Genomic DNA, 25560 nt, shown 5'->3' on the forward strand with positions numbered 1-25560 from the left:
CTAATAACTACCGAACCCGAACGGCATTTCTGACGTCCTGAAAAAACGGCATCGGATCGGTCAGGCTCCAGACGTAGTAGCGAACCGACGGACGCAAGAAATCGCCAAGAAAACGGATTATTTCCGCAAATGGCTTGGCCACAAAGGTTCGATCACGGATGCGGTTTCGCTGAAACAGGATGCGGACCAAGCGCTTCAACTCGGTAGCGACCATCCGGCAGCGAATATCCTCCCGCAAGAGCGGCAGGGTGGGCATTCTCCCCTCCCCCTGCAGGCCGTAAGAAAGCAAAGCGAACCCCGCCCCACAATGCATGGCCAAAGGAAAACTGCCCCAATATCGCCCATTGACCTCCATCAACAGCGCTCTGCCGCTAGCTGGATCATAGCGATATTCGACCATGGCCACCCCCTCCCAGCCGATGCTCTGCAGAAGCTCGATAGATTTGTTCTGCAGCGCACTTTGACAATCGAGGGGTACGGCATCGCAGACGCTGGAGAACCCCCCTTCCGGTGGCCACTCTGCAATCCGGATATGCTGGAAGCGACGCACGGCTTCCCCGTTGTGCATAAAGAAAAACTGACCGAGTCCGACCCCGGGACAATACTCCTGGACGAGAGGCCAAACGGCGATCGGCCGGTAACGCTGTGCCGCGACGAGGAACTCTTCGGCCGAATAAACATATTCCGCCTTGATCATGTCGATTCCCGCAGCGGACAGGGCGCCCGCAACGAGATTGGGATCTGACCATTTGAGCACGGCGGGAAAAGGAAAGGATGCTGCCAAGTGCTCGACTTCCGCCCATCTGCCGGGACAAAGACTGGCGGGAGTAGTCAAACCAACAGCCCGAGCAGCATCAAGAGTCCTCTGTTTATCGAGAACAATGTCGAACGCCTCGCGCGATGGAACAAGCGGTCGGATCACGCCCATTTCGTCGGCATGGTCGATCAACCAGCGCGTATTGGCTTCGGAAACGGTCAACAAATAGCCCGGGCCGTATTGTTCCCCGAGAGCTCGAATCTCGCTCAATCCCTCGTCGCTGCGGGGATGTTTCAGAACGGTGCCAGCGGTCAGATAACGTGAGCGCAAGCCGATGGCGTCAGGACTGAGGGCGATTCCGATCACCGGGATTCCGGCCCGGCCCAGCTCGCGAACCAAACCCAGGCCAATTTGGGACTCCAGGCCGAGAACATAACAGGGTGGCCGGCACGTCAAATCAGACATTTCTCGAGGCTCCTGCAGCAGTGGTGGCAGGCATCAGCCTTGAAAACCGTCTGATCAGCCATTGACGCAGGTCTTGCCGACGGTTCTCGGTGAAGTGACCGACCACGCCGACGGATCCGGCCATCAGGACGGTGACGGTAACCCAGAACCAGGGGGTTTTCGGGTCGCCCTGGACGACGCTCCCCCAGAAAAGGAAAAGAGGCTGATGCAGCAGATAGAGCGTAAAGGTGTAATTAGCCACGAAACGGACAGGCTTTTCGACGACCATAAGGACACTTCCATGGGCCGCCGCAACGTTGCGCATACCGGCAAAATTCATGAACACCAAAACCCCCAGCAGGTAGTCGGCAACAAAAAACTTGGAAAAGGTCAGGGAACGGTGAAGATCGGCACCAATAAGGCTTTTCAGCCATTCAGAGACAATCTCGCTTATACCCCAGGCGTGATAGAGAACAATCCCAACGATAGAAACCAACACCATGCTCCACGATGCTACCGGAGACATCTCGCGCGGTGCCCGCCAATGATAAAGGAGCACCCCCAGCCACCAGATCGGTGCGAGAAGAATGACCTTCGGCCCAATGATCAACATTGTCACCGCCACAATCAGAAGTCCCTGACGACGAGGCAGAAACATCACCATGCCAAAAGCGACGTAGTACCACCATTCATAGCAGATTGACCAATAAGGCACGTTCGAGAAACTGGTAATCGAAATCAGCCATATCTCGTTGACCAGCAACAGGCTGCCGCCGATGCGGGCCATGAACTGGTCGTATGGATAGCCTTCATAGATATCACGGTAGAGCTCTCGACCAATACTGTCGAGCACGATGGTCAATACCAAGGCAGGAATGGCTACCGAGAAAACCCGCGAAATTCGGCTGGCAGAATAGGCTGACAGAGTCGTCTCCTTGGTGGTCGTCACGAAAGCGATGACAAACCCGGAGAGGACGAAAAAGACAATCACCGCGCTATGGCCAAAATTGCTGGCGGGAAGAATCTGCTCAATCAGGAAACGCTGATTTGAATGGTATAAATAAACCAATACGGCAGCGATGAAGCGAACCAGGTCGAGGTAGACCGAGAAAGGGCGATTCATGAGTTATCAGCAGGATTCCGGTTCGATTTATTTTCGAGTAAAGACGATGGAAATACAGTGTCAAGAATATACAGAGGCCTCTGTTTGACTTCGTTGAACACGCGGCCGAGATATTCACCTAGGATGCCGGTAAATAGCAACTGAATACCGCCCAGGAAGAGCACAACAACCATCAGCGATGGATAGCCGCGCACCGGATCGCCGTAGGCGAGCGTCTTGTAGATGACGACCAACGCATAGACTAAAGCAAGCATGGCAATGCCCAGCCCGAAGTAGGTGGCGATCTTTAGCGGGGCGATCGTGAATGATGTAAAGCCTTCCACAGCCAAATTCCACAGTTTCCAGTAATTCCACTTTGTCTGGCCTGCCGCGCGGGGATCGCGTTTGTAGTACACGGGTTTGGAGCGGAATCCGACCCAGGCAAACAACCCCTTCATGAAGCGGTGATGCTCCCGTAACCCGCCCAATGCCTGAATAGACCGCTGGGTCATCAATCGAAAATCACCGGTATCCTTTGGGATCTTGACGCGACTGATGGCTTGCATCAGGCGATAAAAAGTGTGGGCCGTCAGCTTCTTGAGCCACGTTTCGCCTTCACGTTCAGTCCTCACGGCATAGACAACATCAAATCCTTCCCGCCATCCCTCGATAAATTCGGGAATCATCTCGGGAGGATCCTGAAGGTCGGCATCGATGATCACCACGACATCCCCACAGCATTGATCCAGGCCTGCCGTCAGTGCAATTTCCTTACCAAAGTTTCGCGACAGATCGACGACCGTAACATTTGGATCCTGCTGCCTGAGCCCCGTCATGACAACCAGCGTGCTGTCATTGCTTCCGTCATTAACGAAGACAATTTCATAGGGAACGCCGAGCGCACGCAGAACAGTCGAAGTACGTCGGTAGAACTCGGGAAGCACCTCCTCTTCGTTGTACGCAGGGACCACGACAGAAATGCTCGGGGTCCATTGGCGACTCTCGGCTGAGGCACTCAATCGTTCGGCTGAGGAAATATCCATTTTCGACTCACAATGTAGTTAGTCATTAAAATGAAGCCGGTCGCCAGTAGCTGCGCAACCAAATAGTGCATTCCCTGGCTCACCAAAGCGCCCAGCAAGAGTGCATTCAACCCCAGTCCGACGCTCGCCATAAGCAGATACCTTGGCAAAGCTTCCCGATGTTGGCGTTCGCTCTGGAAAGTGAAAACGCGATTCAGCCAGTAATTAACCAACGCGCCGAGAACAGCGCCACATGATGTAGCAAGAACTGGCAATACCGAAAACCCGGAAACCAATGCGATCAATAGCAGGTAATGAAATAAGGTACCCACTGCGCCAACAGCGGCAAATTTCGAAAACTGATTGGCAAAAGTCTTGATCATCGGTCGGTATTGAGGCGCTTTCATATCTGGCAGACAGGTTCAAAGATGCTTGCGGGATCTCGTCTCTTCATCTCTCACTCCCACCGGACGTGCCTTGAAGAGACGCAGCCTTTGTGCATTTACAGCCGCCCAGGAAACCATTAGGAATATGAATGGCATGGCCGGATAGTGGTAACGCGACTGCCCCGAGAAGACAATGCATAAGGCACTCGAAAACCCGACGAGAAGCAAGCCCAGAAACAAACGAGGGTTAGCCGTACACAAACGTATTTGAACGATGGAAAAATACGCAAAGGCAAGCATCACCAGACCATAAAAGCCCTGGTTGACATAGCGTATCGAGCGGAACCATATTTTTTTTTGCTCATACTCGGGAGTACCCAACTGGTAGGCCCATTCACTTTCTCCATCAGGCCCCCAGAGACGTAGCATTTTCTTGGGAATGAGTGACAAAAATGTTCCAGGATGTTCTCGAATCCATTTCCAGCCCAGCGCCGATGCTCTTTTGTCAGCGGCGACTTGGTCTGCAACGGAGAACTTCGCCTCCTTGACCAATGGATCGGACTCTGAAAAATTGTGGGCATAGTCGCCAACGACCGAAGGATTGTTCCCGGTCAGCAGGGTCATGCCACCATTTGTTGAGACCAGGACGAATGAGCCAAATACGTTGTAATTGCGAAAACTCCACGGTAGAACTACCAGCAGCGCGACAAGCCCAACCAGAACAGCCCGTCCGGTGGCAATCTTGAAAGACTGAAGTGAGAACCTGTCGAGCAGGCAAAGCAATGCAAAGAAAGGCGCCAGAAGGATGGTCTGGGTTTTGACGAGCGTTGCAAGACCAAGGATTAGTCCGCCCCCCAATAATCGCCAAGTATCTTCTGATCCGATCAGAAGCACCGCACTGACCAAGAGCAGCGCAACGTACAAAATCTCTGTCAACACCAACGGGGTATAGCCGATCCCATTGATGTGCAGCGTAAAAAGCAGGACGGTCAGGCCCGCAACCTGAATATTGGCGGAAAGACGAATCGCTAAAACATAAAGCAGCCAGAACGAGGCCCCAGCAAGCACGACATTGGCAAGTTGCACGGCAAGGAGTGATGGGCCGGTAAATGCGAAAATTCCGGCTAGAAATGCCGGGTAACCAACCGGCCAATAGGCGGTGGGGATGCCGCTTTCCGAATACTCACCCTGTAGATGGAGAATGGTGGCGCGCTCTAGGTACCATGCACCATCCGACATGGGAGTAACCGGGACTAGGAATACCAGCGCCAGACGCACCAGGATGAACACGGCAAAACAAACGAGAACAAAGACCCGGCTTTCGAGAACTGGCCCGAATTGAATGCGAAACGTCATCGCAACCCCTCCCTTTGGTTTGCAGACCCTGCATCGCATTAGGATTGTGCTCAGCACAAATGGTTCGTCATTCAATCAAAATAAATGCTCACGTTCTTTTTCTCCCAATGTACGCGGCTCGTAACCGCGAGGGATTAGCCGAACAGCCTTCGCGCCAATTGTTCGCCGTGTCGTCGCAATGTCGCCGCCATGCCAGCGTGCGCCATATTTTTTTGCCCCGACTCAATACCAATCATAGGTGCCGGGCTGAACTTGCTCACCTCAAACTTGTCAGGATTTCCGGCCAGAAATGCGCAGAGTTCCTCAAAGCGCCTGACAACAATCCCATCGGGTTCACAACGCCCCTGTTTCAGCATTTCAAAATTGTGCGAGAGCACAACGAAATGCTGGATGCCATTATCGGCGGCCGACTCAAGTGCCTCGCGCAATTCGGCGGCACTACAGGCACCGACCTGGGCGGGCCTCAGCTTGCCCAATCCATCCCGGAATACGGTCATCGGAAAAATGGAAACGCCTTCCAACTGCTGCGGATGGTGAAAATCCAGCATGCCCCGCAAATCGACGCCGCTATCCGGATGCACCGCGTTGAGGCTGCTATCGAGGATGATCCCGCAATGCCGAAGGGCACGATAGGTATCTGAATTGCAGGCAAAGCTGCCAGCCCGGAAGGCGGTGATCCGATCGCACCCGGCACGCGCCAGAAGATCTCGTCCATAGTTGAGTAGCACAATTTGCTCATCCAGCGTGTAGTACGAGAGATGCTGGCGCTTCCGGTTGGCTCCGGGAAAGAGCAATGGCCGGATTTCATCGGTCCATTCGGGATGCAGATGCAATTGGACATCGTGTCCCGCGGCCTGAATCATCTCGACGATGATTGCCAAATGCTCGATACCGAAACGCCCGGCAAACAGAGGTTCGACAAAAAACACGCCTTTCAGCCCGTGGCGGTCGAGAATCTCCAATGTCTTTGGCAAGGCGTACTGCCCCCGCTTGGAACGGCCATAGACGTAACGCTCGAAGCTGGCCGGAAACCGCTCGTCAAGGCTCTCCCAGCCGTCGCACCAGACCTCGATGTCAAAAGTGAGATAGACCTTCATGGCTTGACGCATGGACTGTTCGCGCTGCGCAGTTCATCGACGAGATTTACGACCGCCGAATGCAGGATGGAAAAACATGTTCGGAAATACCTGTCGGATAGCAGGTGCGGATCGTGAATGTGAATGCGGTGGGGACGAGACCAGTGTCCGAGCAAGGCGATGGCATCGGGAGGAATGCCTCGCCGAATCAACTCGCTGGCATGTCTGACCTCCATGACGAGTAACAGGTCGCCGGGGACAAATACATAGTCGGAAAAATCGGTGGCCTTGTGTGCCGAAAGATCGTGGCCATAGATAGGAGCAGTTTCAACAGCTGTCTCGAATGCGCGAGCGCCGGTGGTGGTCGACAGCCCAATCGAAATCGTCCGCACACCAAGCGTGTCTGCAATAACGCCAGCAAACGCGCTGCGATTGATATTTCCTAGGCAGACGAAGACCAGTCGGTTCACCCGATCCGGCCGCAACTCAACAAAAGTGCGCAAGCGACCGGAAAGAAACTCTGCTTCGCCAAGCATCAGTCGTACAAAGCCGCGAAATGTCCCGTAATTGATGTCTATCAGCGAACGAAGCCTGTCATTCAATGTGTGTAGCGATCCAGAATTCATTTCAATGGCACCAACCGTGAAGCCATGTTGCTATAACAATGTTTTTCAAATCGGCAATTTCTTTGTTGTGATCTTTTGGCAAGAGTAACCTCGGGAGTCTCACGTGTTTTTGGCCTGAGCAAACAGCCAAGAGCATTTTTCGCTAGGGTAGCATCTAGAACTTGTCAAAGCGTTATCGAATCAAGCTTGGTGCGTCTCTTTGCAGACACGCTATCAGCATAATTCAGTTCCATTTTTATGCGACATTGGCATTCTTTCAACAGCCTCACGCCGTGATATTTTCCACAACGTCATAGCCGCTGATCAGAGATAATCGGGTTCCCTGATTTTTTCGGCAGAAAGAAGTGAGGCAAGGTGGAGCTCACCCCCCAACAACCACAAGTCCTGATTCTGGATAGCTTTACGGCGCTACGCAATCTCCCGTGGCCACAATCCGTTGACCACGGCGCTACCGATATTTTCTTCACCTGCGACTGGTTCGAGAATCTCGCCAGCACGGGGTTTGACGCTGGCGCCCGCCTGCACCTCGTTGTCGTGGAAGTTGACGGTTCACCCTGTGCCTGTTTGCCGATGGCTGACAATGTCCGTTCTGAAAACACCGCCCCCACCACGCTCACCAGTCTCAGCAATTTCTATAGCTGCCTTTTTGGTCCGATCGGCAGTTGCGGCAGCAAGGCTTCCGAGACGTGGAATCTGGTATGCCGGAAGATCAAGGCAGCCAAGCCGCAATGGCCGGTAATCAACCTGCGCCCTCTTGATGCCGATAGCCACTTTTTCAGCGCTATGAAGACGGGACTGAAAAACGCCGGCTACTGGACGGATAGCTACTTCTGTTTTGGCAATTGGTATCTTGATGTTGCCGGCCGCACCTTCGAACAATATCTGAAGAGCCTGTCGTCGAAACTGCGCAGCAACATCTCCCGCGCCAGGAAAAAACTGGATGCCTCGGGACCATGGGACATCGTCATCCACGTCGCTCCTGGCACCGAATTGGACGAAGCGGTTACCTCGTTTGAACGGGTTTACGCTCTAAGCTGGAAACAAGCCGAGCCCTACCCGGAATTTATTCAAGGCTTGTGCCGGACTGCAGCGACCAATGGCTCGCTGCGCCTCGGGGTACTGCGTTACAACGGCGAGGCGATTGCCGCCCAGCTGTGGTTGGTAATCGGCGGTCGAGCACTAATCTACAAAATTGCTTATGACCATGCACAGGCAGCACTATCCGGCGGCGCAGTACTGACCGCCGAAATGATCAGACGCGCCATCGATATCGACAAGGTTCGGGAGGTGGACTACCTGAGCGGCGATGATGCCTACAAACGTCACTGGATGTCGCACCGGCGAGAACGCTTCGGCATCGTCGCGTTCAACCCCGGCACCGTCACTGGCCTCCTGGCAGCAAGTCGGCATTTCCTGGGCCGCTGGGCTCGCCGGGTCATTACGACGCTTCGCCAACGCTTTCCGCGTAAAAACAATGCCCCAGAATAGCCGGTCGCCAAGCAACCCACCGAATCCATAGACCTGCAGTTTGTCTTCCAGCCACGATCCCTCAAGAACCAACAAACCGGCCTACCCAAGCCTGATCAAGCGAAACGATATGAACACCATTTCAGAATCCAGCTCCGCCACCGCCCAACTATGCCTCGGCAGTCCCCGCTTTACCGAGGCCAGTCTGGCCGCGCTAGCCAAAACGCAGGGAACGGCCAGCGCCTGGGCCTCAGCCTTCGAGCGCGACGGCGTCGCCAGCCCGCTTCAAGCGGCCGGCGATTTTGCGGTGGCCATTCGCGATGCGGCAGGTCGGGTCTTTCTGGCCGTGGATCGCTTTGCCATCCGCACCCTCTGCTACCGCCAGGATGGCAACACGCTACGCTTCGCCGAGCGGGCCGACGCCTTGGCCGACGCAAGCACGGCGATCGATCCGCAAGCCATCTTCGACTATCTCTTCTTTCACAACATCCCGTCACCCAGGACCATTTTCAAGGACATCTACCGGGTTCCCCCCGGCCATTACGTTCTTTGCGAAAACGGCAAAGTCACGGTCGCGCCCTACTGGATACCGACCTTCAACGAAAACCACAGAGAATCCTTCGAAAGCTTTCGCGGCACCTTCCTCGACATCCTCGGTGAAGCCGTAAAAACCCAGACAGAGGGCTACCAGCACCAGCAGATCGGCTGCTTTCTCAGCGGCGGCACTGACAGCTCTACCGTCGCCGGTCTGATCAACAAAGTTTCCGGACAGCGTACCGCCAGCTACTCGATTGGCTTCGACGCCCAAGGCTACGATGAGATGGAGTATGCCCGGATCGCCGCTCGACATTTCAATACCGAGCATCACGAGTACTACGTCACACCGGCAGACCTCGTGCAAGGCATTCCCGAAGTCGCGGGTTCCTACGATCAGCCCTTCGGCAATTCGTCGGCACTGCCGGCCTTCTATTGCGCCAAGGTGGCCAAGGCGGATGGTGTCGACAAGATGTTGGCCGGCGATGGCGGTGACGAACTGTTCGGCGGCAATACCCGCTACGCCAAGCAACGTGTCTTCGGCTGGTATGACAACATTCCGAAGCTGGTGCGCAAAGGATTCCTCGAACCCGTCCTGGCTCTGCCTGGCATGGATCACATTCCGCTGATCAAAAAAGGCGTAAGTTATGTCGAGCAAGCGCGGGTACCGCTACCGGACCGCACCGAGATGTACAACCTTTTGCTAAGGCTTGGCCCGGAGAAGGTCCTGACCGCCGATTTTCTCAACCGGGTGGATCAATCCGACCCCCTGCGCATGCAGCAGGAAACCTGGCGGGCCGCCAAGGCTGACTCGCAAATCAACCGCATGCTCGCCTTCGATTGGCGCTACACCCTGGCGGAAAACGATCTGCCGAAGGTTTGCGGCACCACCAAGCTTGCCAACGTCGAAGTCGGCTTCCCCTTCCTCGATGACCGGCTGCTAGAGTTCTCGCTCGGGCTTCCGCCTGACTACAAACTCAAGGGTCTGAAACTGCGCTGGTTCTTCAAGGAAGCGCTGCGGGGCTTCCTCCCCGATGCCATCATCACCAAAAAGAAACACGGATTCGGCCTGCCATTCGGTGTTTGGGTATGCACCGACCAAGCCTTGCGCAGGCTGGCGGAAGACACCCTGGCCTCCCTGAGCCAGCGCAACATCGTCGAACCGGCCTTCCTCCGCAGCCTGGTTAGCGACCTGCTGCCGGCCCACCCCGGCTACTATGGCGAATTGGTGTGGATCTTGATGATGCTGGAACAGTGGCTGCAACAGCATGCCCCGACGTTCCGGGCCTAACCTCTCTGCTCCAATGATCCGATGACCTGCCTGACCTGCCCGCGGAGCAATCTTTGACCGACCGCAACTCGCTGGTTGCCACTGCCGAGGCACATGGTGGCAGCGAGCTTGAGCGGGTGGACTACCTGGACGGTTGGCGGGGCATCGCGATCGCCCTCGTTCTGCATGAACACTTTATCGGTCCGCCTGGGTGGCTGATTAGTGGCCGATTCGGCGTAGATGTCTTTTTTTGTCTCTCGGGCATGTTAATGAGCAACATCCTGTTTGTCCGGGGAGTGCCGCTCAGTACCTTTTACCAACGCCGGGCAAGCCGGATTCTTCCGGTCTTCCTCTTGTTCGTGCTGGTCAGCCACACCATTGCCTGGTGGGCCAACAAGCCATTTTCCTGGGTCGAGTTCGTATCGACGGTGCTGTTTCTTCGCACCTACATCCCCGACTCCCCGGATATCTGGCACTCCAGCCTGCCAATCGGGCACCTCTGGTCACTCAATGCCGAAGAACACTGCTACATTTTTCTCAGCCTGCTCACCCTGCTCACCTTCCTCAAGCAATGGCGGGGCGTTGTCCTGATAGCTGCGGGAATTCTCTCAATAGCAATCCATATTGCCTATATCAAGCTACCCGGGCTTGCCCCGAAATCCGGCGCATTGGGAACCGAAGTCGTGGCCTCACACCTTTTGCTCTCGGCCGGCTACTTTCTGTTTCGCCATCGAATGGCCCATCTGGTGAAGCCATGGATGCCGGTGATCACCTTCATCGCCACCGCATACTGCTATACGACTTTCGCCCCGTGGTGGAGCGCAATGTTGATATCACCCTTCCTGCTGGCCTTTACGGTCAATCACTTGTCCGAAACGCCGGCGCTGGTACGGTCATCGCTGGCCCATCCAGCAATTCGTCTGCTGGGCATCTGGTCGTACTCGATCTACATCTGGCAGCAACCTTTCTACTCTTTCAGAACCAGCTTCCCTCCCGGCGGCGCCCTGCTTGCTGCCATGCTAATCAGCCTGGCTTCCTTCTATCTGTTCGAGAATCCGGTCAGGGCCTGGCTAAATCGAAACATGTAGGAAAAACAAGCTTTACTGCAGACTCTAGAGATAGCGCCAAGTCTGCTAAGACTGCCGCATCACCATGGTAAAAGCGCTGATCATCCATTCTATTTGTGCGGGTTCAAGTGCCTGATGACACGGCAAATGGATGAGATGAGTCCGATACGTCCCTGCAACCTGGCAATCGGACAGCATCATTTCGTCCCATCGCCACAATGGAAAGCCCAGCCGTTTCAGCAAAACGAAATGTTCCTGCGGATTTTCGATGTAACAAGGAAACATATAGGGAACAACGTCTTCGGGCAGTTCTGAGAAAAGAGGCTTGCAGTTCGGCAGCCCGCGCAATACATCTAGCCATCGAAGGAAATTTCGTCTGCGTAGTTCAATGAGTTCGGAAATATTTGTGTGCCGGACTATCCACCGGGACAACTGCGCAGATTGCCTCGCCTCGTCGGATATTTGGTAATGAGGCGATATCGCCGCCTGCGATATCAACCCATCCAACGGCTGCTTGGCACCGGCAAGCAGAATCCTTTTCAGTTCGGAATCGAGAGCCGCAACATTCTCATTAGCGAGTTGTGGCACAGATCGGGGTGACCGGACATCTTGCAGGCACTGCAACAGCAAACTGGCTTCGGCTTTGGCCTGACGCCTTTTTCCGGAGAAGGTGCAGGCTTGTGATGCGTTTTTCGACCGCAAAACCCCACCCTCGATACACGGGAAAAACTTGTAGGGACTTGCCACCGAATAGTCGCCAACCGATCCGACCAGCCCCAAATCAGTCTGACCAAAATAGCTATGGGAACAATCCTCGATCAACAGAAGCTGGTGTTCTGCACAAAAAGCAACGAGTTCTGAAAGGAATTGGGCAAACCCGAAATAATGCGGCACCAGCAATGCACGTGGCGCAGGCGATTTGAAGCGCAGGACAAGATCGTGTATTGAGTCCAAATTTGGCCGAAGATCAGGCGTCAGGGAATACAAGTGGACGGTAGCGCCCAGACGAAACGCCGGGTCTATCATGGTCCGACAGTGATAGGCCGGAGCCAACAATGCGCCTCCCGGCCCAATTCCTGCCGAGCGAAAAGCCTCCAGAAGAGCGTAGCGCCCTCTGACAAAATGCTGGACTTCCTCCTGAGCGAAAACCGACGGCTTGCTATCGCCCCATCCAAAAGACAGAGAATGCAGCGAAAACCGGGGCAAGACAGGAACTTTTGCCGGCGGGAAATTACACGGCGAAGGATCGAATTGATATATTCGTACAGACAAACCGGGCATCTCGTCTGAAAAGGTTAACGAACGGACTCTTGTGCCTCGACCGATGCATCTTTCTCGCTTTCACTATTGGGGGATCGTGATGCCTCAGGATCACTTTTCTCATCCGTAGTCTTCGGTTTGAGGACGGGATCGCTCCATTTGCCAATCCGCTTCAATTTATTTCTCAACCCGGGTAGCGGAAAGCCTTGCTCATAGGCTTGGTGAGCAAAAGCTAGCGACTTCTGATAATTATGAAGATCGAAATACGCCAAGCCCAGGTTATAGGCCAGATTTGCATTTTCCCCCTCGAACTCCGAAGCTTTTTCCAGTTGCACTACTGCCAGCTCCGCTCTATTCGTTTTCAGCAAATAGATTCCGAAAAGCATACGCACCGTGGCGTCTTCATCACGAAAGCGGATCGCTCGATCAAACCAGCAATCCACAGTAAACCCGGAGCCAGCGGGCTTGGTAACCTTCTCTTTCTGGGCAAGATTGGACATCGCGAGCAAGGCACGTGGATGATTCGGAAAGACCATTAACGTGTAATGAATGTCTGCTCCGATAACCGCTGTACTCTGTCCACGTCGCAAACGCTCTACGTCCTGCGTGAAATGCGCATTCTCGACAAGATTGCGTCTTTCCGGAGGCGAAGCATGATAATCAAATGGCCCGAAATGGTTCGTTAACGGACCACACGCAGTCACGTCGGCGTAGGCGAGGTTCTGCACCCAAACCATTCCAACAGCGCAGGCAAACCTGGCAAAAACAGACCCTGTGCGGCCATTAGCGGAAATGCGCATCGACTAACCTTTCGAATGCAACTGCTTGAAATTCGACAATGCCCAGTATATCCACGCTCTCGGGCGAAATACCGAATGACGGGAAGCCTCTCTGAATGCGGCGGCAGCGACAGCGGGGTTGCCTTTCCAATAATGGAAATAGCCGTGGCTGAAACAGAGGTTGAACAACCGATCGCGCAAACGGGCATCCACACCCCGACCGCTGACGCCCTCCTCTGATCCAAATTTCCGAAGCGTGCGTAGCAGAACCTGGTATTCGTTATTTTCTGCTCGAGGAACACAAGTCGTACTCTGGGAATGCACCCGGTAACAGGCCAGCGTACGGTTCAACTTGTCGGCCCGAAACTCCCGGGAAATGCGTAACCACAAGTCATAGTCCTCACCAGTACGTAACTGCTCATCGAAACAACCCACTGTTTCAAAAACCGGTTTCCGTACCATCGCGGTGATGATGTGGACAATGTTGTCGAACAGCAATTCGCGGTAAATCCTGCCCGAGTGCTCGGCGACCAGAGTTGTTGAACCTTGATCGTTTTGCCGCACAGGCGGAGGGGGAAACGAGCCATCGGAGCGTCCGTCCCAACGGACAAATTTGCCATAGACCAAGCCGACATCGGGATGCTCGGCCAAGTAACGAACCTGCACCGACACTTTGCCCGACAACCACAGGTCATCGGCATCGAGAAAGGCAATCAACTCGCCACGTGCGTCTGCGATGCCTTTATTTCTTGCCGCCGCTGGGCCACCGTTAATCTGACGAATCACCCGCACCCGCTCACCCAGACTTTCCGCCAACTCCGCCGTTCCATCCGATGAGCCATCATCAATAACGATCAATTCGATATTCGGATAATCCTGATCAAGGACGCTACGGATTGCCTCTTCAATATAGAGGCTGGCGTTATAGGCCGGCATGATGACCGAGACTAGCGGGCCATTTCCAATCATAAATTTTTATCCATTTCAGGAAATACGGGTCTTAATTGCCTTAACCAAGCTAGGCCCTAAATCTGTCAGCTTATGCAAAAAACCCGGATCATTTATCTTTTGCCGATAGAGCTGCGGATGAATGCAGTCCATGAAAGAGTTATTTGTCAATTCATTCAAACCCGCCAATTTTAGGGACGAATATTGGCTACTGCCTGACCTGGCATATAGAAATGTATTCTGCCTGTACCAGTAGCAAATATCTTCATTCCCCCAAAAAGTCGGCCTGAATAAATCGAATGGCACAAATCCTTGCTGTTCGAAGTAGACAGCCCAATATGATGGCATTTGCTCATTAAGATGATTTGCACCGCCTTGTCCAACAGAGGCAGCCCCAAACAGCACACAATCTGCACTAAAACACAAGGACTCAACGAAGCGTTCGGCATATTTAGCCTCAAGGTGCTCAGCCACCTCAAGACTCATGGCCAAGTCGATTTTTTCCTCGGCACGAAATCCATCGTTAAGATCGCCCGCTCGAAAAACTATTTCGGGATCGAGCATCTGCGACTTATCGTTCCAAGGACCGTCATAGCCAACTAACGTATCGCTCCCTAACTCTCCACATGCTTTTAGCCAAGTTCCGCGACCGCAGCCAACATCAAGAACGGAACGCGGTTGTATATAGTTCCAAAGATGTCTCAAGTAAATACGCGCCGACTCCAATGATGCTGACATTTGCCAGTCATAGAAGCTCTGGTTATAAAATTTCCCGGCCGGAAGTACCAAATTTGCATTCGATGTTGAGGTGGTTTTCATGAGCAGTTACTCCCAATCATTCTGATAGTGACTCGAAATATTTAACTACGCCCCCAACAATTTATTATATCTACGTGTTTTTACCGCTATTAATGTAATACGAAATAAAAATATAAATACTAATTACTCTTGCATCCCATAAAAATTAGTCATTCGCCCCCCGAAAAAATGGTGAAAACAATATGGCAATTCCGGTTTTAACCTTCTGAGTGGCCGATAGCTTGTCCCAGCCGATTTGGCTTGCGATATCAATTACTGTCTTGAATTTACGTGATGAAAAAGCGGTCCAATGTGCCTCAACCAATCCCTGATGAATAGCAAACAGAATTGCTTCCTGCTCCTCAGCAGTAAGAAATTGTCGCTTTATCAGACGCTGCCAAACTGCAACTCTACCTAAGCTAACAAGTTGTTTTCCAACCGAAAAATTTCCGGCGTGGCAACGATATCGAACGCTAGGTTTCCAAATCATCCCAAGCCTCCCCGCCTTTATCGCCCGAAAAACGTAGTCGAAGTCTTCAGCCTTTTGCCCACGCAGTGCAATGTCCCAAAAACCAACACGTTGCTGAAGGTCACGCCGAATCGCAAGGGTCGAAGGCCAGAACGGATTGACAGGAAAGAGGTGGGTCGTTGGAAAACTACCGACAATCGAGACATCCGCATCAAGGGGCTGAGATATCCCTTTAAAGAAACCAGGAGACTGTCTGGTAATTTCCTCAAAAACACCTGTCTCGGATAGGCCATCAGCATCAAACTTTCTGAAGTCACCAAAGATCAGATCAACCTGATTGGTTGATATCAACTCCATCAGCAGTGCGTGCCGGTCTTTTTCCCATAGATCATCATCGTCGAGAAAAGCTATCCAATCGCCTGTCGATTTTTCTATTCCTAGATTACGGGCACTTTGCATTCCGCCGTTGGGCTGCCAAAAGTAGTGAAATGACGTGCCGAAACGTTCCACGACAGCTTTCGCAGAACCACTGCCGCCATCATCTACCACCACGATTTCGTGCAATGAAACGGTTTGATCAGCCAAAGAAACAAGAGTTTCCTCAAGAAGGTCATCTCTGTTGTAAGTGGTTATAACAACTGAGACACTCTGGCGATTTGGCGACAAGTCCATGACGATGGCCTTTCAGGATTTTGGTTTCAGGGCTCTGCCAACTGCGCGTGCTAATGCTCCAAACAGAAATTTCAACCGTTTCAACTCAGGTTGAATCTGCTGGCTTAACAGCCAGTAATGCATTGCCTCCTTAAAGGAGCCTTGCTTGGACAATGCATATGCCAGATCAAAGGTGTATCGACTGGCCGCCTCTTTCAGAAGCTCCACCGCCTCGGCCGACACCCCGGCTGGAGGATCTCGGTAGAGGCGCAAGGTCATTTCAGCCCCTGACCTTAACTGTGCCAGCACCCTATCTGGTAACGAGTGATAACCTTGGCCGTCGACTCGCTGCCGATAGAGCGGCCGATTGAGTAACGCACAACGTGAGACAAGTGCCGCGCGCAATGCCCATTCACAATCCCATAACAAGCAATCGGACCGGTGCAAACCAATTTTTTCCAGCGCCGAACGCCTCACGACGGGGCGCTGAAAACACATAGGAACGGTGCGCAGCAGGGCTGCCAGAAGGCGCTGATCAAAGCGCCATAAATCCGCCTCCACCTCCATCGGCTGGGCAATCGAAAAAACGCGCGCCAAGGCGGACTCATGCCCGAGTTCTTCATCTACCGAATTATTGCCGAACCAATCAACCCCCATAAACAGGACATCGACTTCCGGATAACGATTCAGCACATCAACGGCCGATTCCAAAAAACGGGCCTGATACAGATCGTCGTCATCCAGATAAGCAATTACATCCCCGTCGGATTTATAGGTTCCTGCGGCTTTGCTTGCTGCCCCACCTATCGACTTGCCATTTCTCAGCAACTCAAATTTACCGGAAAATTCTGGCAGATCCGGAACGACGACGGCCGGTGTTGAGGCGTCATCGACGATGACGACATCCCACTGGCGCCATGTCTGCGTACAGACGCTTGAGAGCGCCTCAGCAAATAACGCAGCTCGATTATGCGTAGGCATCACCACGCTGACTCTGTTGATCGAATCAGTTTCGGTAGTTCCAGAAGTGGGCAGAAACATATTCATAAAAAATCAATCATGCAAAGAAAATTGCTAATTTCGAAACTTAGAGACTGCCATCGTGGCATCCCGCACGTGATCCCGGCAAACAACGAAAGCACCGATGATGTACACCACAGCCCCGACAGCAACAAGGCAGGCAAAACGGCCCGGTAATCCACTGACCGCCTCATATACCGAGCCTCTTGCCGCCTCAATTGCCCCCCACATGAGCAATGAGATGATGAAAGGCGAACCGACGATGCTCCACAAATGCTGCCATCCCAGATCGACAAGGCTGAAGGAAAGCCGCAAAAAAAGCAGCCAGACCAGCGCCATCAAGAGTTTGGAATACGCGACGCCGAGCACTCCCCAGTAAGCCCCTCCGAGGGTGGTCAGGGTTGCGATCACCGTCATTGCGAAATGCCATTTGAACGACAAGCCAACCCGATCAGTTGCGTTAAAAATCGGAGTCGCCACACTGCCCGCCGCCGAGAATCCGGATCCGATCGAGATGACCTGCAGAATTGGAATCATCGCCAACCACTGCGCCCCATAGAGCAATGGAACAAGCTCCTGCGCCACGGCAGCCATTCCAAAACCCACTGGCATAAATACTACAGCTAAAAGACGTCCACTACGCAAGATGCCGGCCCGAAATCGTTCGTGCTCGTTCTGGATTGCCGAAAAGGCAGGGAACAACACTCGTTGTAGCGGCTGAACCATTCGTACGCGAACTTCATCAGTCAGCGAACGGGCATTCTGATAATAGCCAAGTGACGTCGCACCCAATAGGCGACCAACCAGGAACAGGTCAAGATTCGAGTTCAGATAGAAAAGAATACCGTTCCCGAAATAACCACCATTGGTGCGCCAAGTCGAAGTGAGAAATATCCGGCTGAAACGGAATCTTGGTCGATAACCGATGAAATACGTATAGGCGATCGCCTGGAACACCACGCCAACCAGCCCACCAAACACGAGACTCCATACGCCGTAGCCATATCCTGCGATCAACACGGCCGTCACGGTACGGATGAGCAAGGTCCAGACCTGAACCCAGAAGTCCTCGCGAAACATCATCATCCTGGCCATCAGACTGCGCGGGACTACTGTCAATTCCTCAAAAATGAAAGAAAGACACAGAACCTGCAGCAACGCCCCGACCAATTCGTCGTTGAATATCTCGGCGGCAACCAGAGAGGTTCCGAAAACCACCCCGGTCAGCAAGACGCCAAGGCCAAGCGCAGCCCAGAACATTGTGTCCATCTGAATGCGGGAAATGCGGCTTCGTTGAACCAGAATTGATCCAAAGCCAAAATTCGAGAACAGGGCAGCCAATTCGGTCACCACGGTGGCCATGGCAATATGCCCGAAGTCAGCAGGAGTCAGCAGGCGCGCCAGAATGGCCATTGAGGTCACGGTAATTCCGGTCCGAATTGCGATGCCCAAAAAGGTAAACGTTGCCCCATTGACAACCCTCCGCCCAAGATTCTCGCTTGACGCAACAAACGAGCGCTGAACCAGCGTCAGTTGGCGAAGTGTTTTAGCCATTCAATTGTCATCCGTTCGATTTGAGAGCGCCATTCGGCGCTTGAAAACGTATGGTCAGCATCGGGGATTCCAGTTTGTGTGACAGCTGGCTGCTGAAGAATGGCAGCCAATGCCGGATCGACCTGAACAGCCTCGAGAAACTCCTTGGCGGTGTAGTCGTTCCCGCTCAGAAGCAGCAATATCTGCCCAGTGAAACTTTGAAGTCCGCGTACCATTTTTTTCTGAAATGGCAGCACTTCATTCTTTGCCGCCTGGCTTTTCCCTTGGCGGGTACGCTTAAGGCTGCCGACAAATCCACCAATTGCTCGCGTCAGCCCCAACTTCCCGGTCAGCAGCTTGCGCCAGAAATCGCCCTGTAGCAGACGTTGGCCGTAGTAATGCTTGATGTGTGCCCGGGCCAGCGTGGTTTCCGAACGCACCCAGGGATTCAGCAATACCAGGCCGCCCACCCGCGCATCGTGCGTTGCGTCCCAGTAAAGCAGGCTGGCCGAGGCCGCATCGCACAGTCCCCACAAAACGACGCGCTGGATCTGCGGGCAATTGGCCTGAAAGGCAGCGATGGCGGCGCCGATATCCTCGTTGACCGCCTCAAAGTCTCGCAGTCCGCCAGTGCTATCACCCATGCCACGATAGTCGAAGCGGATGCACGGATAACCGTCCCTTGCCAGCGCACGGGAAAGCAACAGAAACTGCCGATGACTGCCCGCCCGGTATTGCGGGCCACCAACCAGGATGACGACGCCGGTGGATCCCGGCTGTTCAGGCGTGGCGACAATACCGAGCAATTCTTCCCCGGCACAGGAAAAGGAGACGGCCCGCTCGGTAAAGCTCATTGTCCGGACTCCAGGGCCGCCATCGTTGCCGCAAGCAGATCCGGAGCATCTTCGATTTCACTGGTCTGCCAGAAACTAGGGCCGCGAACGACCTGAGCATCAACGGTGCAGCCGGCCACTTGCCACTGCCCAATGCACTTTTGCGAGACGGGGGCGAGGCTTGCATCTTCACGCGTTGACACCTCAAACCAGCTGACTCGCCCGGGACGAACCGCTGGTGGCTTCAGCTCCGCTTTCTCCAGACCATCAGCCAGTCCGGGTGACACCGAGTAGCCGGCAATTTCAACGGTTTGGCCGGCGGCAAGTTGCTGCCGCAGTTGCTCGGTAACCCCCTTGGCCTGACCTGAAGCCAGTTCACCAGCCATTTTGAGACGCATGAACTGCTGCCAATGCTGTTTTCCGGAAACCACCGGTTGCCAGAAGACGAGGTTCGCCGACTCCGGCAGCCTGGCCACAGCTTCGGTGGCCAGCAGACAACCTGCGCGCAGCCCCCAAAGGGTCAGCGGTGCGCGGCTTTGAGTACGGAGCCAATGGTAGGCCCGCGACACGTCGTCCAACCAGGCCTGCCACGTGGCATCGGCAAAGTCCCCGGCACTGTCGCCGCAACCCAGCAAATCGATCTGCAGCACATCGAACCCGGCCTCGGCCATGGCCCGCGCCTGTAGCGCGACCATCCGTCGGGATTTGTTCATCTCTTCAGCAAATGGATGCAGATAGATGATTGCTCCGCGCGCTTCGCCATTACCCGCGGAGTGGTAGAGACAAAAGCGTGCGCCCTGATCAGAGGGAAGAAAAAATGCCTGCAAGGCTAGAGGCACGGCACAGGAGAGGATGGCGCCAACTGAAGTTGTCGCCAAACGCTATCGCCGGAGCAAAACGAAGCGGAAATCGGCGCAGAGCGCCTGGTCTGTTGCGGCATTGGGGCTACGCCGTGCTAGCCGGCCAACTTGCCTTCAACGAAGTCGACGAGAGAGCCAACAGTTGCAAAGGTGCTCCCCTCGATCTCGTCGTCGTCGACGGTAAAGCCGAAACGCTCTTCAAAACCCGTAATCAGCGCCACAACCGCCATCGAATCGAGTTCGGGAATAGCCCCAAGCAAAGGCGTGTTCTTCGAGAACTCGGCAGAACGGCCATTCAAACTTAGAATTTCGTCCAGAAGGGACAGCACTTCTTTTTCGGTATTCAAGCCTTACTCCAACGACATCAGGTTACGGTCGCGGCATTATAGGCGGAGATTGGCGTTTTGACCGTGAGATACGCCACATCGTCATAAGCCGAACAGTCGCAAAATACATCCTGAAGTGTCCCTGAGGTATGATCGTTCGGCCTCAATCCCCCGAACCACTATCTTCATGGCATCAGCAAATTCTCTTGATCCCGTTGCAGAATTCACAGCCGGCAATTACCAGAAAAATGCGTAGTAACTGCTAGCCATGCCGCACGACCTGCATCACGTTACCCCGGCGCAGAAATCCGCTAATCCACCCTGTCGTTAATATTGGTTTATGTCCGAATCCTTCCTCTTGCACCAACTGATCACCAAGGCTGCCGCAAACAGACCGGATACCATAGCGCTGAGCTACGGCAAAGCAAACTTGAGTTATGGCGAATTGCACGAAGCGGTCACCCGCTTCGCCAGCGGCCTGATCGGCCTTGGCCTGCAGCGCGGTGAGCGCGTCGCCATCTACCTTGAAAAGCGCTTTGAGACGGTCATTGCCAGCTTTGGCGCACCGGCGGCCGGCGGGGTTTTCGTGCCGCTGAATCCGCTGCTGAAAGCCGAGCAGGTCGGCTATATCCTGCGCGACTGCAATGTTCGGGTTCTCGTCACTTCACCCGAGCGCTTGGCGCTACTGCAGGAGGCACTGCCGGCATGCCACGATTTGCGTCATGTGGTAGTTCTCGATGCCGCCGAGCCATTGCCGGAAATTGGTGCGCTGAATAGCTGCCGCTGGAGCGAACTGCTCGCTCAGCCGTTAGCAACGGGCCACCGGGTAATCGACACCGACATGCTGGGCATCCTCTATACCTCGGGCAGCACCGGCAAGCCGAAAGGTGTTGTGCTCTCCCATCGCAACATGGTGGCCGGCGCCAAGAGTGTCGCCAGCTATCTGGAGAACAATGCCGGGGATACGCTGCTCGCCGCCCTGCCGCTGTCGTTCGATGCGGGTTTCAGTCAACTGACTACCGGCTTCCATGTCGGAGCAAGAGTGGTTCTGCTGAATTATCTGCTGCCACGCGATGTAATCAAGGCTATCGAGCGAGAAAAAGTAACCGGACTGACGGCCGTTCCACCTCTCTACATCCAGCTCACCCAACTGGCCTGGCCGGAATCGATTAGCGAACACCTCCGTTATTTCGCCAACACCGGCGGCAGGATGCCGCGCGAAACGCTGGAAGCATTGCGCCGGCATCTTCCCAAGGCTAAACCATTCCTGATGTACGGCCTGACCGAGGCTTTCCGCTCAACCTATCTCCCCCCCGCCGAAGTGGATCGACGCCCAGATTCGATCGGCAAAGCCATACCGAATGCCGAAATTCTTGTGCTGCGCGAGGATGGCTCGCCCTGCGCACCGAACGAACCGGGCGAACTGGTTCATCGCGGGGCGCTGGTCGGCATGGGCTACTGGAATGATCAGGAAAAAACCGCCGAACGTTACAAACCCTTGCCCGTGCATGCCCCGGGCCGCGAAGCTGGACTGGTTCTGCCGGAAATGGCGGTTTTCTCAGGCGACACAGTGCGTCAGGATGAAGAAGGATTTCTCTACTTCATCGGTCGCCGCGATGAAATGATGAAAACATCCGGCTATCGGGTCAGCCCGACCGAGGTCGAAGAAATTCTCTACGCCACGCGTTTGGTCGGCGAGTGCGTGGCCTTCGGGGTCGACAACGATCGACTCGGCCAGGCCATCCAGGTAATTGCCACACCACCGGCCGAGGGAGAACTCGATGTCACCGCCTTGCTGGCCGAGTGCCGCGCCCGCATGCCGGCCTACATGGTTCCAGCCGGCATCGAGGTGCGTGACGGCCCGCTGCCGCGCAACCCGAATGGCAAAATCGACCGCAAGACGCTGTCGACTGAATGGCTTGAAAAACACGCCGCTTAGTCCAGAAACAAAAACAGGAACGACGAATTGACTACAACTCCGCCCCGCCCCCTCCCGATTCACGTGCCAATGCAGCAGTTTGCCGTCGCCGATGGCCAGTTGCTGGTCGGTGGACTGCCGCTGGAGCAGCTTGCCGCCCGGGTTGGCCAGACGCCGTTTTATGCTTACGACCGGGCGTTGCTGAAGACACGTGTTGGCGAATTACGAGCCGCCCTGCCCGCGTCGGTCAAACTGCATTACGCGATGAAGGCCAATCCGCTGCCGGCGCTGGTCGGCTTCATGGCTGGGCTGGTTGACGGGATCGATGTGGCTTCGGCTGGCGAATTGAAGGTGGCGCTGGATGCCGGGGCCAATCCGCATGAAGTCAGTTTTGCCGGCCCCGGCAAGCGGCGGGGTGAATTGCGTCAAGCCGTCGCGGCCGGCGTCCTGATCAACCTCGAATCGTTCCGTGAAGTTGGCGAGCTTGCGGCCATTGCCGACGAGCTGCAGCGCCCGGCGCGCATCGCGGTACGGGTCAATCCGGATTTCGAGCTGAAGGGCTCGGGGATGAAAATGGGCGGCGGCCCGAAGCAGTTTGGCGTCGATGCCGAACAGGTACCGGAACTTCTGGCAGCGATCGGCAAGGCCGGCCTGCAGTTCGAGGGCTTTCACCTGTTTGCCGGCTCGCAGAATCTGAAAGCCGAAGCAATTTGCGAGGCGCAGCAGAAATCCTACGATCTTGCCCTGCGCCTGGCTGGCGACGCCCCGTCGCCGGTCCGTTTCCTCAATCTCGGCGGCGGCTTCGGCATTCCATACTTCCCCGGCGAACAGCGCCTTGACCTGCAGGCCGTCGGCGACAATCTGGCCCGTCTGACGGCCCGCGCCGAAGTCGATATGCCCGAGGCGGAGCTGGTTATCGAACTGGGGCGCTACCTGGTTGGCGAGGCCGGGATTTACGTCACGCAGATTGTCGACCGCAAGATTTCGCGCGGCCAGACCTATCTCGTCGTCGATGGCGGCCTGAACCACCATCTCTCGGTTTCCGGCAATTTTGGCCAGGTCATTCGGAAAAATTACCCGGTGGCCATCGGCAACCGGATAAACGGGGTCGCCAAGGAAAGCGTCTCGGTGGTCGGTCCGCTCTGTACGCCGCTCGACCTGCTGGCCGAGCGCATGGAACTTCCCGTTGCGCAGCCGGGCGATCTGGTGGTGATATATCAATCCGGCGCGTATGGCGCCAGCGCCAGCCCGCAGCGCTTCCTCGGGCACCCCGAGGTCATCGAGGTGCTGGTCTAGCCGGAGGCGGCCGCAAGCCGCCCGGCAATCAGTTCAATTTATCGGGGTGGCCGCAGCACTGCTTGTATTTGCGGCCACTACCGCACGGGCACGGATCGTTGCGGCCGGACTTCGGCTCTTCATGCTTGACCGTCCCGCCCGCCCGCTTGTTGCGCCAGAAGTTGTAGAGGGCCTGGACGATGACCGGCAGGTTTTCCTGGATGTCGGCGACCAGCCGGGCTTCTTCGGTCGGGGCGAACCACCGTTCGCCGCTCTTTTCGACATCTTCCTTGAGCATGCCGTTGAGCATGAACAACGGCTCGAGCAGTTCGGATAGATCGTCGGAATGCTTGCCGGCGAGTTCATACCAGTCGCCGGCCAGACCGGCACCAAATACATAGGAATCCGCCCAGGCGGCGTAGTCATAGGCTTCGCACGTCTCGTCGAGCGGATAAAGCACCGGGGAGACGGTATCGTCGGCCAGCAGCGCCGCGGCGATGTCGTTGTTGAGGCGCATCAGCAGTTCCAGCGTCTCGGCGACGACCGGGTCATCGGTGCTGGTCAGCCCCTTGCCCAAGGCTTCCGGCAACCAGACGGCGGGCGCTACCGGTTCCGGGCCGCTGACGATGGCGCAGAGCATCGCCTGGATTTCGTCCAGACGCATGGCTTCGCCGGCAAAAATATCGGCTTCGAGCAATTCTTCCAGATGGTCGAGTTCGCTTTCGGAGAGGGGGGTGGGGTTCATGCTGTTTTATCCTGTTGACCGGAGTGAATCTTTGTCGAGTATAGGGGTCTGAAAGCCGACCGCCAACCCGTAGATGGACCTGTCATGCCAAAAATCGGGAAAACCGATGCCGGGTACGGCACCCGAAGCAGGGACAGGATGCCGACTCATAAGCCGCGCGCCCAGGCCGGGCGGAGCGGCGCCTGCCCGGGGCTGGCAATGGCTTGGCGGACCTGGCTGAGCAGGCGTTCCTTGTCGGCCCCCAGCGTACCCTTGAGGATCAACCAGTTCGAGGCGTGGTCACTGCGAAAAACCGTGCGTTTCAGTTCCAGGCGGGACAGGAACTGCTCCATTTCGCCGAACATTTCGGGCTGAGCGAGCGGCTCCCATTCCGGAAAATCGGCGCGAAAGCGCTGCTCGCCCGTCGGAAAGCTGACCACCAGCGTCGCCAGATACTCCGGCTGTGTCGCGTTGGCCAGCCGTGCCGAATTCTCGGCATGCTGCGGGCTGTAGATCTTGCCGCCCAGGCCATTGAGGATCATCACCGAGCGCGTGATGCCGGCCGCACCGAGCTTGTCGAGCGCCTCCCGGGTCGTCTCGAAGGTTTCACCCTTCTTGACGGCGGCCAGCACCTGATCGTCGCCCGATTCGGCACCGACATAGACCATTTTGAGGCCGGCCGCGGCCAGTTCATCGATTTCGGCCTGCGACTTCTTGCGCAGATTGCGCGGCAGGCAGTAGCTGGAAATCCGCCGGACGGCCGGCATGTGCGTGCGAATCGCCCGCAGTATGCTCAACAGACGACGGGTCGGCAGGACCAGCGCATCGCCGTCGGCCAGGAAGACGCGCCGCACCTGATCGCCGTAGCGCTGGCCGGTCAACCGGATGCTTTCGAGAACTTCGGCCTCTTCCCGCGCCCGGAATGCTTTTTGCGGGGCGGTGTACATCTCGCAGAAAGTGCAGTGATTCCACGAGCAGCCATCGGTCACTGGCAGGATCAGCGATTCCGCTTCGCTCGGCGGACGGAAAACCGGTTCGACGTAACGGATCGGAATCATC

24 protein-coding genes are annotated in these 25560 nt (G+C 55.3%); 5 read left to right on the forward strand and 19 right to left on the reverse strand.

Translation table 11 applies throughout. From position 1 onward, the window contains the following. Positions 1–7: 7 nt before the first annotated feature. The 7 genes from ACLIKD_RS09840 to ACLIKD_RS09870 form a co-directional block, all read right to left on the reverse strand. The gene (locus ACLIKD_RS09840) at positions 8–1222 is read right to left on the reverse strand and encodes a hypothetical protein (protein WP_428828174.1); all 1215 of its coding nucleotides are present in this window, start codon (positions 1220–1222) and stop codon (positions 8–10) included. Next, the gene (locus ACLIKD_RS09845; protein ID WP_428828175.1) at positions 1215–2324 is read right to left on the reverse strand and encodes an acyltransferase family protein; all 1110 of its coding nucleotides are present in this window, start codon (positions 2322–2324) and stop codon (positions 1215–1217) included. The genes ACLIKD_RS09840 and ACLIKD_RS09845 overlap by 8 nt, the downstream gene beginning before the upstream one ends. Continuing rightward, positions 2321–3346, reverse strand: a complete 1026-nt coding sequence (locus tag ACLIKD_RS09850) for a glycosyltransferase family 2 protein (protein WP_428828176.1) — start codon at positions 3344–3346, stop codon at positions 2321–2323. Before ACLIKD_RS09850 ends, ACLIKD_RS09845 begins: the two co-directional genes overlap by 4 nt. Then, the gene (locus tag ACLIKD_RS09855) at positions 3319–3708 is read right to left on the reverse strand and encodes a GtrA family protein (RefSeq protein ID WP_428828177.1); all 390 of its coding nucleotides are present in this window, start codon (positions 3706–3708) and stop codon (positions 3319–3321) included. The genes ACLIKD_RS09850 and ACLIKD_RS09855 overlap by 28 nt, the downstream gene beginning before the upstream one ends. A 39-nt stretch (positions 3709–3747) precedes the next feature. Beyond that, positions 3748–5067, reverse strand: coding sequence for a hypothetical protein (locus tag ACLIKD_RS09860; RefSeq protein WP_428828178.1), 1320 nt, complete (start codon positions 5065–5067; stop codon positions 3748–3750). 134 nt (positions 5068–5201) lie between these two features. Beyond that, positions 5202–6164, reverse strand: coding sequence for a polysaccharide deacetylase family protein (locus tag ACLIKD_RS09865; protein ID WP_428828179.1), 963 nt, complete (start codon positions 6162–6164; stop codon positions 5202–5204). Next, complete coding sequence (locus ACLIKD_RS09870) at positions 6161–6745, reverse strand: hypothetical protein (RefSeq protein WP_428828180.1); 585 nt, start codon at positions 6743–6745, stop codon at positions 6161–6163. The genes ACLIKD_RS09865 and ACLIKD_RS09870 overlap by 4 nt, the downstream gene beginning before the upstream one ends. Positions 6746–7123: 378 nt before the next feature. On the opposite strand from ACLIKD_RS09870, the gene ACLIKD_RS09875 reads away from it, so the two are divergent. The 3 genes from ACLIKD_RS09875 to ACLIKD_RS09885 all read left to right on the forward strand — a co-directional run bounded on the left by ACLIKD_RS09875 (position 7124) and on the right by ACLIKD_RS09885 (position 11128). Continuing rightward, positions 7124–8257 carry a GNAT family N-acetyltransferase gene (locus ACLIKD_RS09875; RefSeq protein ID WP_428828181.1) on the forward strand — a complete coding sequence of 378 codons (1134 nt, stop codon included), beginning with the start codon at positions 7124–7126 and terminating at the stop codon, positions 8255–8257. A gap of 109 nt (positions 8258–8366) precedes the next feature. Further along, complete coding sequence (locus ACLIKD_RS09880) at positions 8367–10061, forward strand: asparagine synthetase B family protein (protein WP_428828182.1); 1695 nt, start codon at positions 8367–8369, stop codon at positions 10059–10061. A 53-nt stretch (positions 10062–10114) separates the two neighbouring features. After that, complete coding sequence (locus ACLIKD_RS09885) at positions 10115–11128, forward strand: acyltransferase family protein (RefSeq protein WP_428828183.1); 1014 nt, start codon at positions 10115–10117, stop codon at positions 11126–11128. A 45-nt stretch (positions 11129–11173) separates the two neighbouring features. Here the strand turns inward: ACLIKD_RS09885 and ACLIKD_RS09890 are convergent, their stop codons facing one another. The 10 genes from ACLIKD_RS09890 to ACLIKD_RS09935 all read right to left on the reverse strand — a co-directional run bounded on the left by ACLIKD_RS09890 (position 11174) and on the right by ACLIKD_RS09935 (position 20605). Further along, positions 11174–12388, reverse strand: a complete 1215-nt coding sequence (locus ACLIKD_RS09890; RefSeq protein WP_428828184.1) for a DegT/DnrJ/EryC1/StrS family aminotransferase — start codon at positions 12386–12388, stop codon at positions 11174–11176. A 14-nt stretch (positions 12389–12402) separates the two neighbouring features. Then, positions 12403–13167: a tetratricopeptide repeat protein gene (locus ACLIKD_RS09895; RefSeq protein ID WP_428828185.1), complete on the reverse strand. Its 765-nt coding sequence runs from the start codon at positions 13165–13167 to the stop codon at positions 12403–12405. A gap of 3 nt (positions 13168–13170) precedes the next feature. Then, positions 13171–14115, reverse strand: coding sequence for a glycosyltransferase (locus tag ACLIKD_RS09900; RefSeq protein WP_428828186.1), 945 nt, complete (start codon positions 14113–14115; stop codon positions 13171–13173). A 15-nt stretch (positions 14116–14130) separates the two neighbouring features. Then, a complete protein-coding gene (locus tag ACLIKD_RS09905; protein WP_428828187.1) occupies positions 14131–14913 on the reverse strand; it encodes a class I SAM-dependent methyltransferase in 783 nt (260 codons plus the stop codon). Positions 14914–15058: 145 nt separating this feature from the next. After that, positions 15059–16033 carry a glycosyltransferase family 2 protein gene (locus ACLIKD_RS09910; protein ID WP_428828188.1) on the reverse strand — a complete coding sequence of 325 codons (975 nt, stop codon included), beginning with the start codon at positions 16031–16033 and terminating at the stop codon, positions 15059–15061. A 12-nt stretch (positions 16034–16045) separates the two neighbouring features. Beyond that, entirely contained in the window at positions 16046–17059 is a 1014-nt protein-coding gene (locus ACLIKD_RS09915) for a glycosyltransferase family 2 protein (protein WP_428828189.1), read from the reverse strand. Between the two features lie 27 nt (positions 17060–17086). After that, positions 17087–18586: a lipopolysaccharide biosynthesis protein gene (locus ACLIKD_RS09920; protein WP_428828190.1), complete on the reverse strand. Its 1500-nt coding sequence runs from the start codon at positions 18584–18586 to the stop codon at positions 17087–17089. Then, entirely contained in the window at positions 18562–19419 is an 858-nt protein-coding gene (locus ACLIKD_RS09925) for a hydrolase 1, exosortase A system-associated (protein ID WP_428828191.1), read from the reverse strand. The genes ACLIKD_RS09920 and ACLIKD_RS09925 overlap by 25 nt, the downstream gene beginning before the upstream one ends. Further along, entirely contained in the window at positions 19416–20276 is an 861-nt protein-coding gene (locus tag ACLIKD_RS09930; protein ID WP_428828192.1) for a hydrolase 2, exosortase A system-associated, read from the reverse strand. The genes ACLIKD_RS09925 and ACLIKD_RS09930 overlap by 4 nt, the downstream gene beginning before the upstream one ends. Before the next feature lie 77 nt (positions 20277–20353). After that, positions 20354–20605, reverse strand: a complete 252-nt coding sequence (locus ACLIKD_RS09935) for an acyl carrier protein (RefSeq protein WP_428828193.1) — start codon at positions 20603–20605, stop codon at positions 20354–20356. A 319-nt stretch (positions 20606–20924) separates the two neighbouring features. Here ACLIKD_RS09935 and ACLIKD_RS09940 point away from each other — a divergent pair, with 319 nt between their 5' ends. Both ACLIKD_RS09940 and ACLIKD_RS09945 read left to right on the forward strand, forming a co-directional pair. Then, positions 20925–22523, forward strand: coding sequence for an acyl-CoA ligase (AMP-forming), exosortase A system-associated (locus tag ACLIKD_RS09940; protein WP_428828194.1), 1599 nt, complete (start codon positions 20925–20927; stop codon positions 22521–22523). A 69-nt stretch (positions 22524–22592) separates the two neighbouring features. Next, positions 22593–23798: a pyridoxal-dependent decarboxylase, exosortase A system-associated gene (locus ACLIKD_RS09945; RefSeq protein WP_428828195.1), complete on the forward strand. Its 1206-nt coding sequence runs from the start codon at positions 22593–22595 to the stop codon at positions 23796–23798. Between the two features lie 28 nt (positions 23799–23826). On the opposite strand, the gene ACLIKD_RS09950 is transcribed toward ACLIKD_RS09945, so the two are convergent. Further along, complete coding sequence (locus ACLIKD_RS09950; RefSeq protein ID WP_428828196.1) at positions 23827–24522, reverse strand: UPF0149 family protein; 696 nt, start codon at positions 24520–24522, stop codon at positions 23827–23829. 146 nt (positions 24523–24668) lie between these two features. Further along, a complete protein-coding gene (locus tag ACLIKD_RS09955; protein WP_428828197.1) occupies positions 24669–25559 on the reverse strand; it encodes a radical SAM protein in 891 nt (296 codons plus the stop codon). Position 25560 lies beyond the last annotated feature (1 nt).

Origin of the sequence: Azonexus sp. IMCC34842, from assembly GCF_050368855.1 — a bacterium.
Taxonomy (GTDB): domain Bacteria; phylum Pseudomonadota; class Gammaproteobacteria; order Burkholderiales; family Rhodocyclaceae; genus Azonexus; species Azonexus denitrificans_A.

What these genes read in the sequence shown, in the direction of transcription:
- ACLIKD_RS09840 (WP_428828174.1), bottom strand. Translation starts at nt 1,222, where the DNA reads ATGTCTGATTTGACGTGCCGGCCACCCTGTTATGTTCTCGGCCTGGAG.
- ACLIKD_RS09845 (WP_428828175.1), bottom strand. Translation starts at nt 2,324, where the DNA reads ATGAATCGCCCTTTCTCGGTCTACCTCGACCTGGTTCGCTTCATCGCT.
- ACLIKD_RS09850 (WP_428828176.1), bottom strand. Translation starts at nt 3,346, where the DNA reads ATGGATATTTCCTCAGCCGAACGATTGAGTGCCTCAGCCGAGAGTCGC.
- ACLIKD_RS09855 (WP_428828177.1), bottom strand. Translation starts at nt 3,708, where the DNA reads ATGATCAAGACTTTTGCCAATCAGTTTTCGAAATTTGCCGCTGTTGGC.
- ACLIKD_RS09860 (WP_428828178.1), bottom strand. Translation starts at nt 5,067, where the DNA reads ATGACGTTTCGCATTCAATTCGGGCCAGTTCTCGAAAGCCGGGTCTTT.
- ACLIKD_RS09865 (WP_428828179.1), bottom strand. Translation starts at nt 6,164, where the DNA reads ATGAAGGTCTATCTCACTTTTGACATCGAGGTCTGGTGCGACGGCTGG.
- ACLIKD_RS09880 (WP_428828182.1), top strand. Translation starts at nt 8,367, where the DNA reads ATGAACACCATTTCAGAATCCAGCTCCGCCACCGCCCAACTATGCCTC.
- ACLIKD_RS09890 (WP_428828184.1), bottom strand. Translation starts at nt 12,388, where the DNA reads ATGCCCGGTTTGTCTGTACGAATATATCAATTCGATCCTTCGCCGTGT.
- ACLIKD_RS09895 (WP_428828185.1), bottom strand. Translation starts at nt 13,167, where the DNA reads ATGCGCATTTCCGCTAATGGCCGCACAGGGTCTGTTTTTGCCAGGTTT.
- ACLIKD_RS09900 (WP_428828186.1), bottom strand. Translation starts at nt 14,115, where the DNA reads ATGATTGGAAATGGCCCGCTAGTCTCGGTCATCATGCCGGCCTATAAC.
- ACLIKD_RS09905 (WP_428828187.1), bottom strand. Translation starts at nt 14,913, where the DNA reads ATGAAAACCACCTCAACATCGAATGCAAATTTGGTACTTCCGGCCGGG.
- ACLIKD_RS09910 (WP_428828188.1), bottom strand. Translation starts at nt 16,033, where the DNA reads ATGGACTTGTCGCCAAATCGCCAGAGTGTCTCAGTTGTTATAACCACT.
- ACLIKD_RS09915 (WP_428828189.1), bottom strand. Translation starts at nt 17,059, where the DNA reads ATGAATATGTTTCTGCCCACTTCTGGAACTACCGAAACTGATTCGATC.
- ACLIKD_RS09920 (WP_428828190.1), bottom strand. Translation starts at nt 18,586, where the DNA reads ATGGCTAAAACACTTCGCCAACTGACGCTGGTTCAGCGCTCGTTTGTT.
- ACLIKD_RS09925 (WP_428828191.1), bottom strand. Translation starts at nt 19,419, where the DNA reads ATGAGCTTTACCGAGCGGGCCGTCTCCTTTTCCTGTGCCGGGGAAGAA.
- ACLIKD_RS09940 (WP_428828194.1), top strand. Translation starts at nt 20,925, where the DNA reads ATGTCCGAATCCTTCCTCTTGCACCAACTGATCACCAAGGCTGCCGCA.
- ACLIKD_RS09945 (WP_428828195.1), top strand. Translation starts at nt 22,593, where the DNA reads ATGCAGCAGTTTGCCGTCGCCGATGGCCAGTTGCTGGTCGGTGGACTG.
- ACLIKD_RS09950 (WP_428828196.1), bottom strand. Translation starts at nt 24,522, where the DNA reads ATGAACCCCACCCCCCTCTCCGAAAGCGAACTCGACCATCTGGAAGAA.
- ACLIKD_RS09955 (WP_428828197.1), bottom strand. Translation starts at nt 25,559, where the DNA reads ATGATTCCGATCCGTTACGTCGAACCGGTTTTCCGTCCGCCGAGCGAA.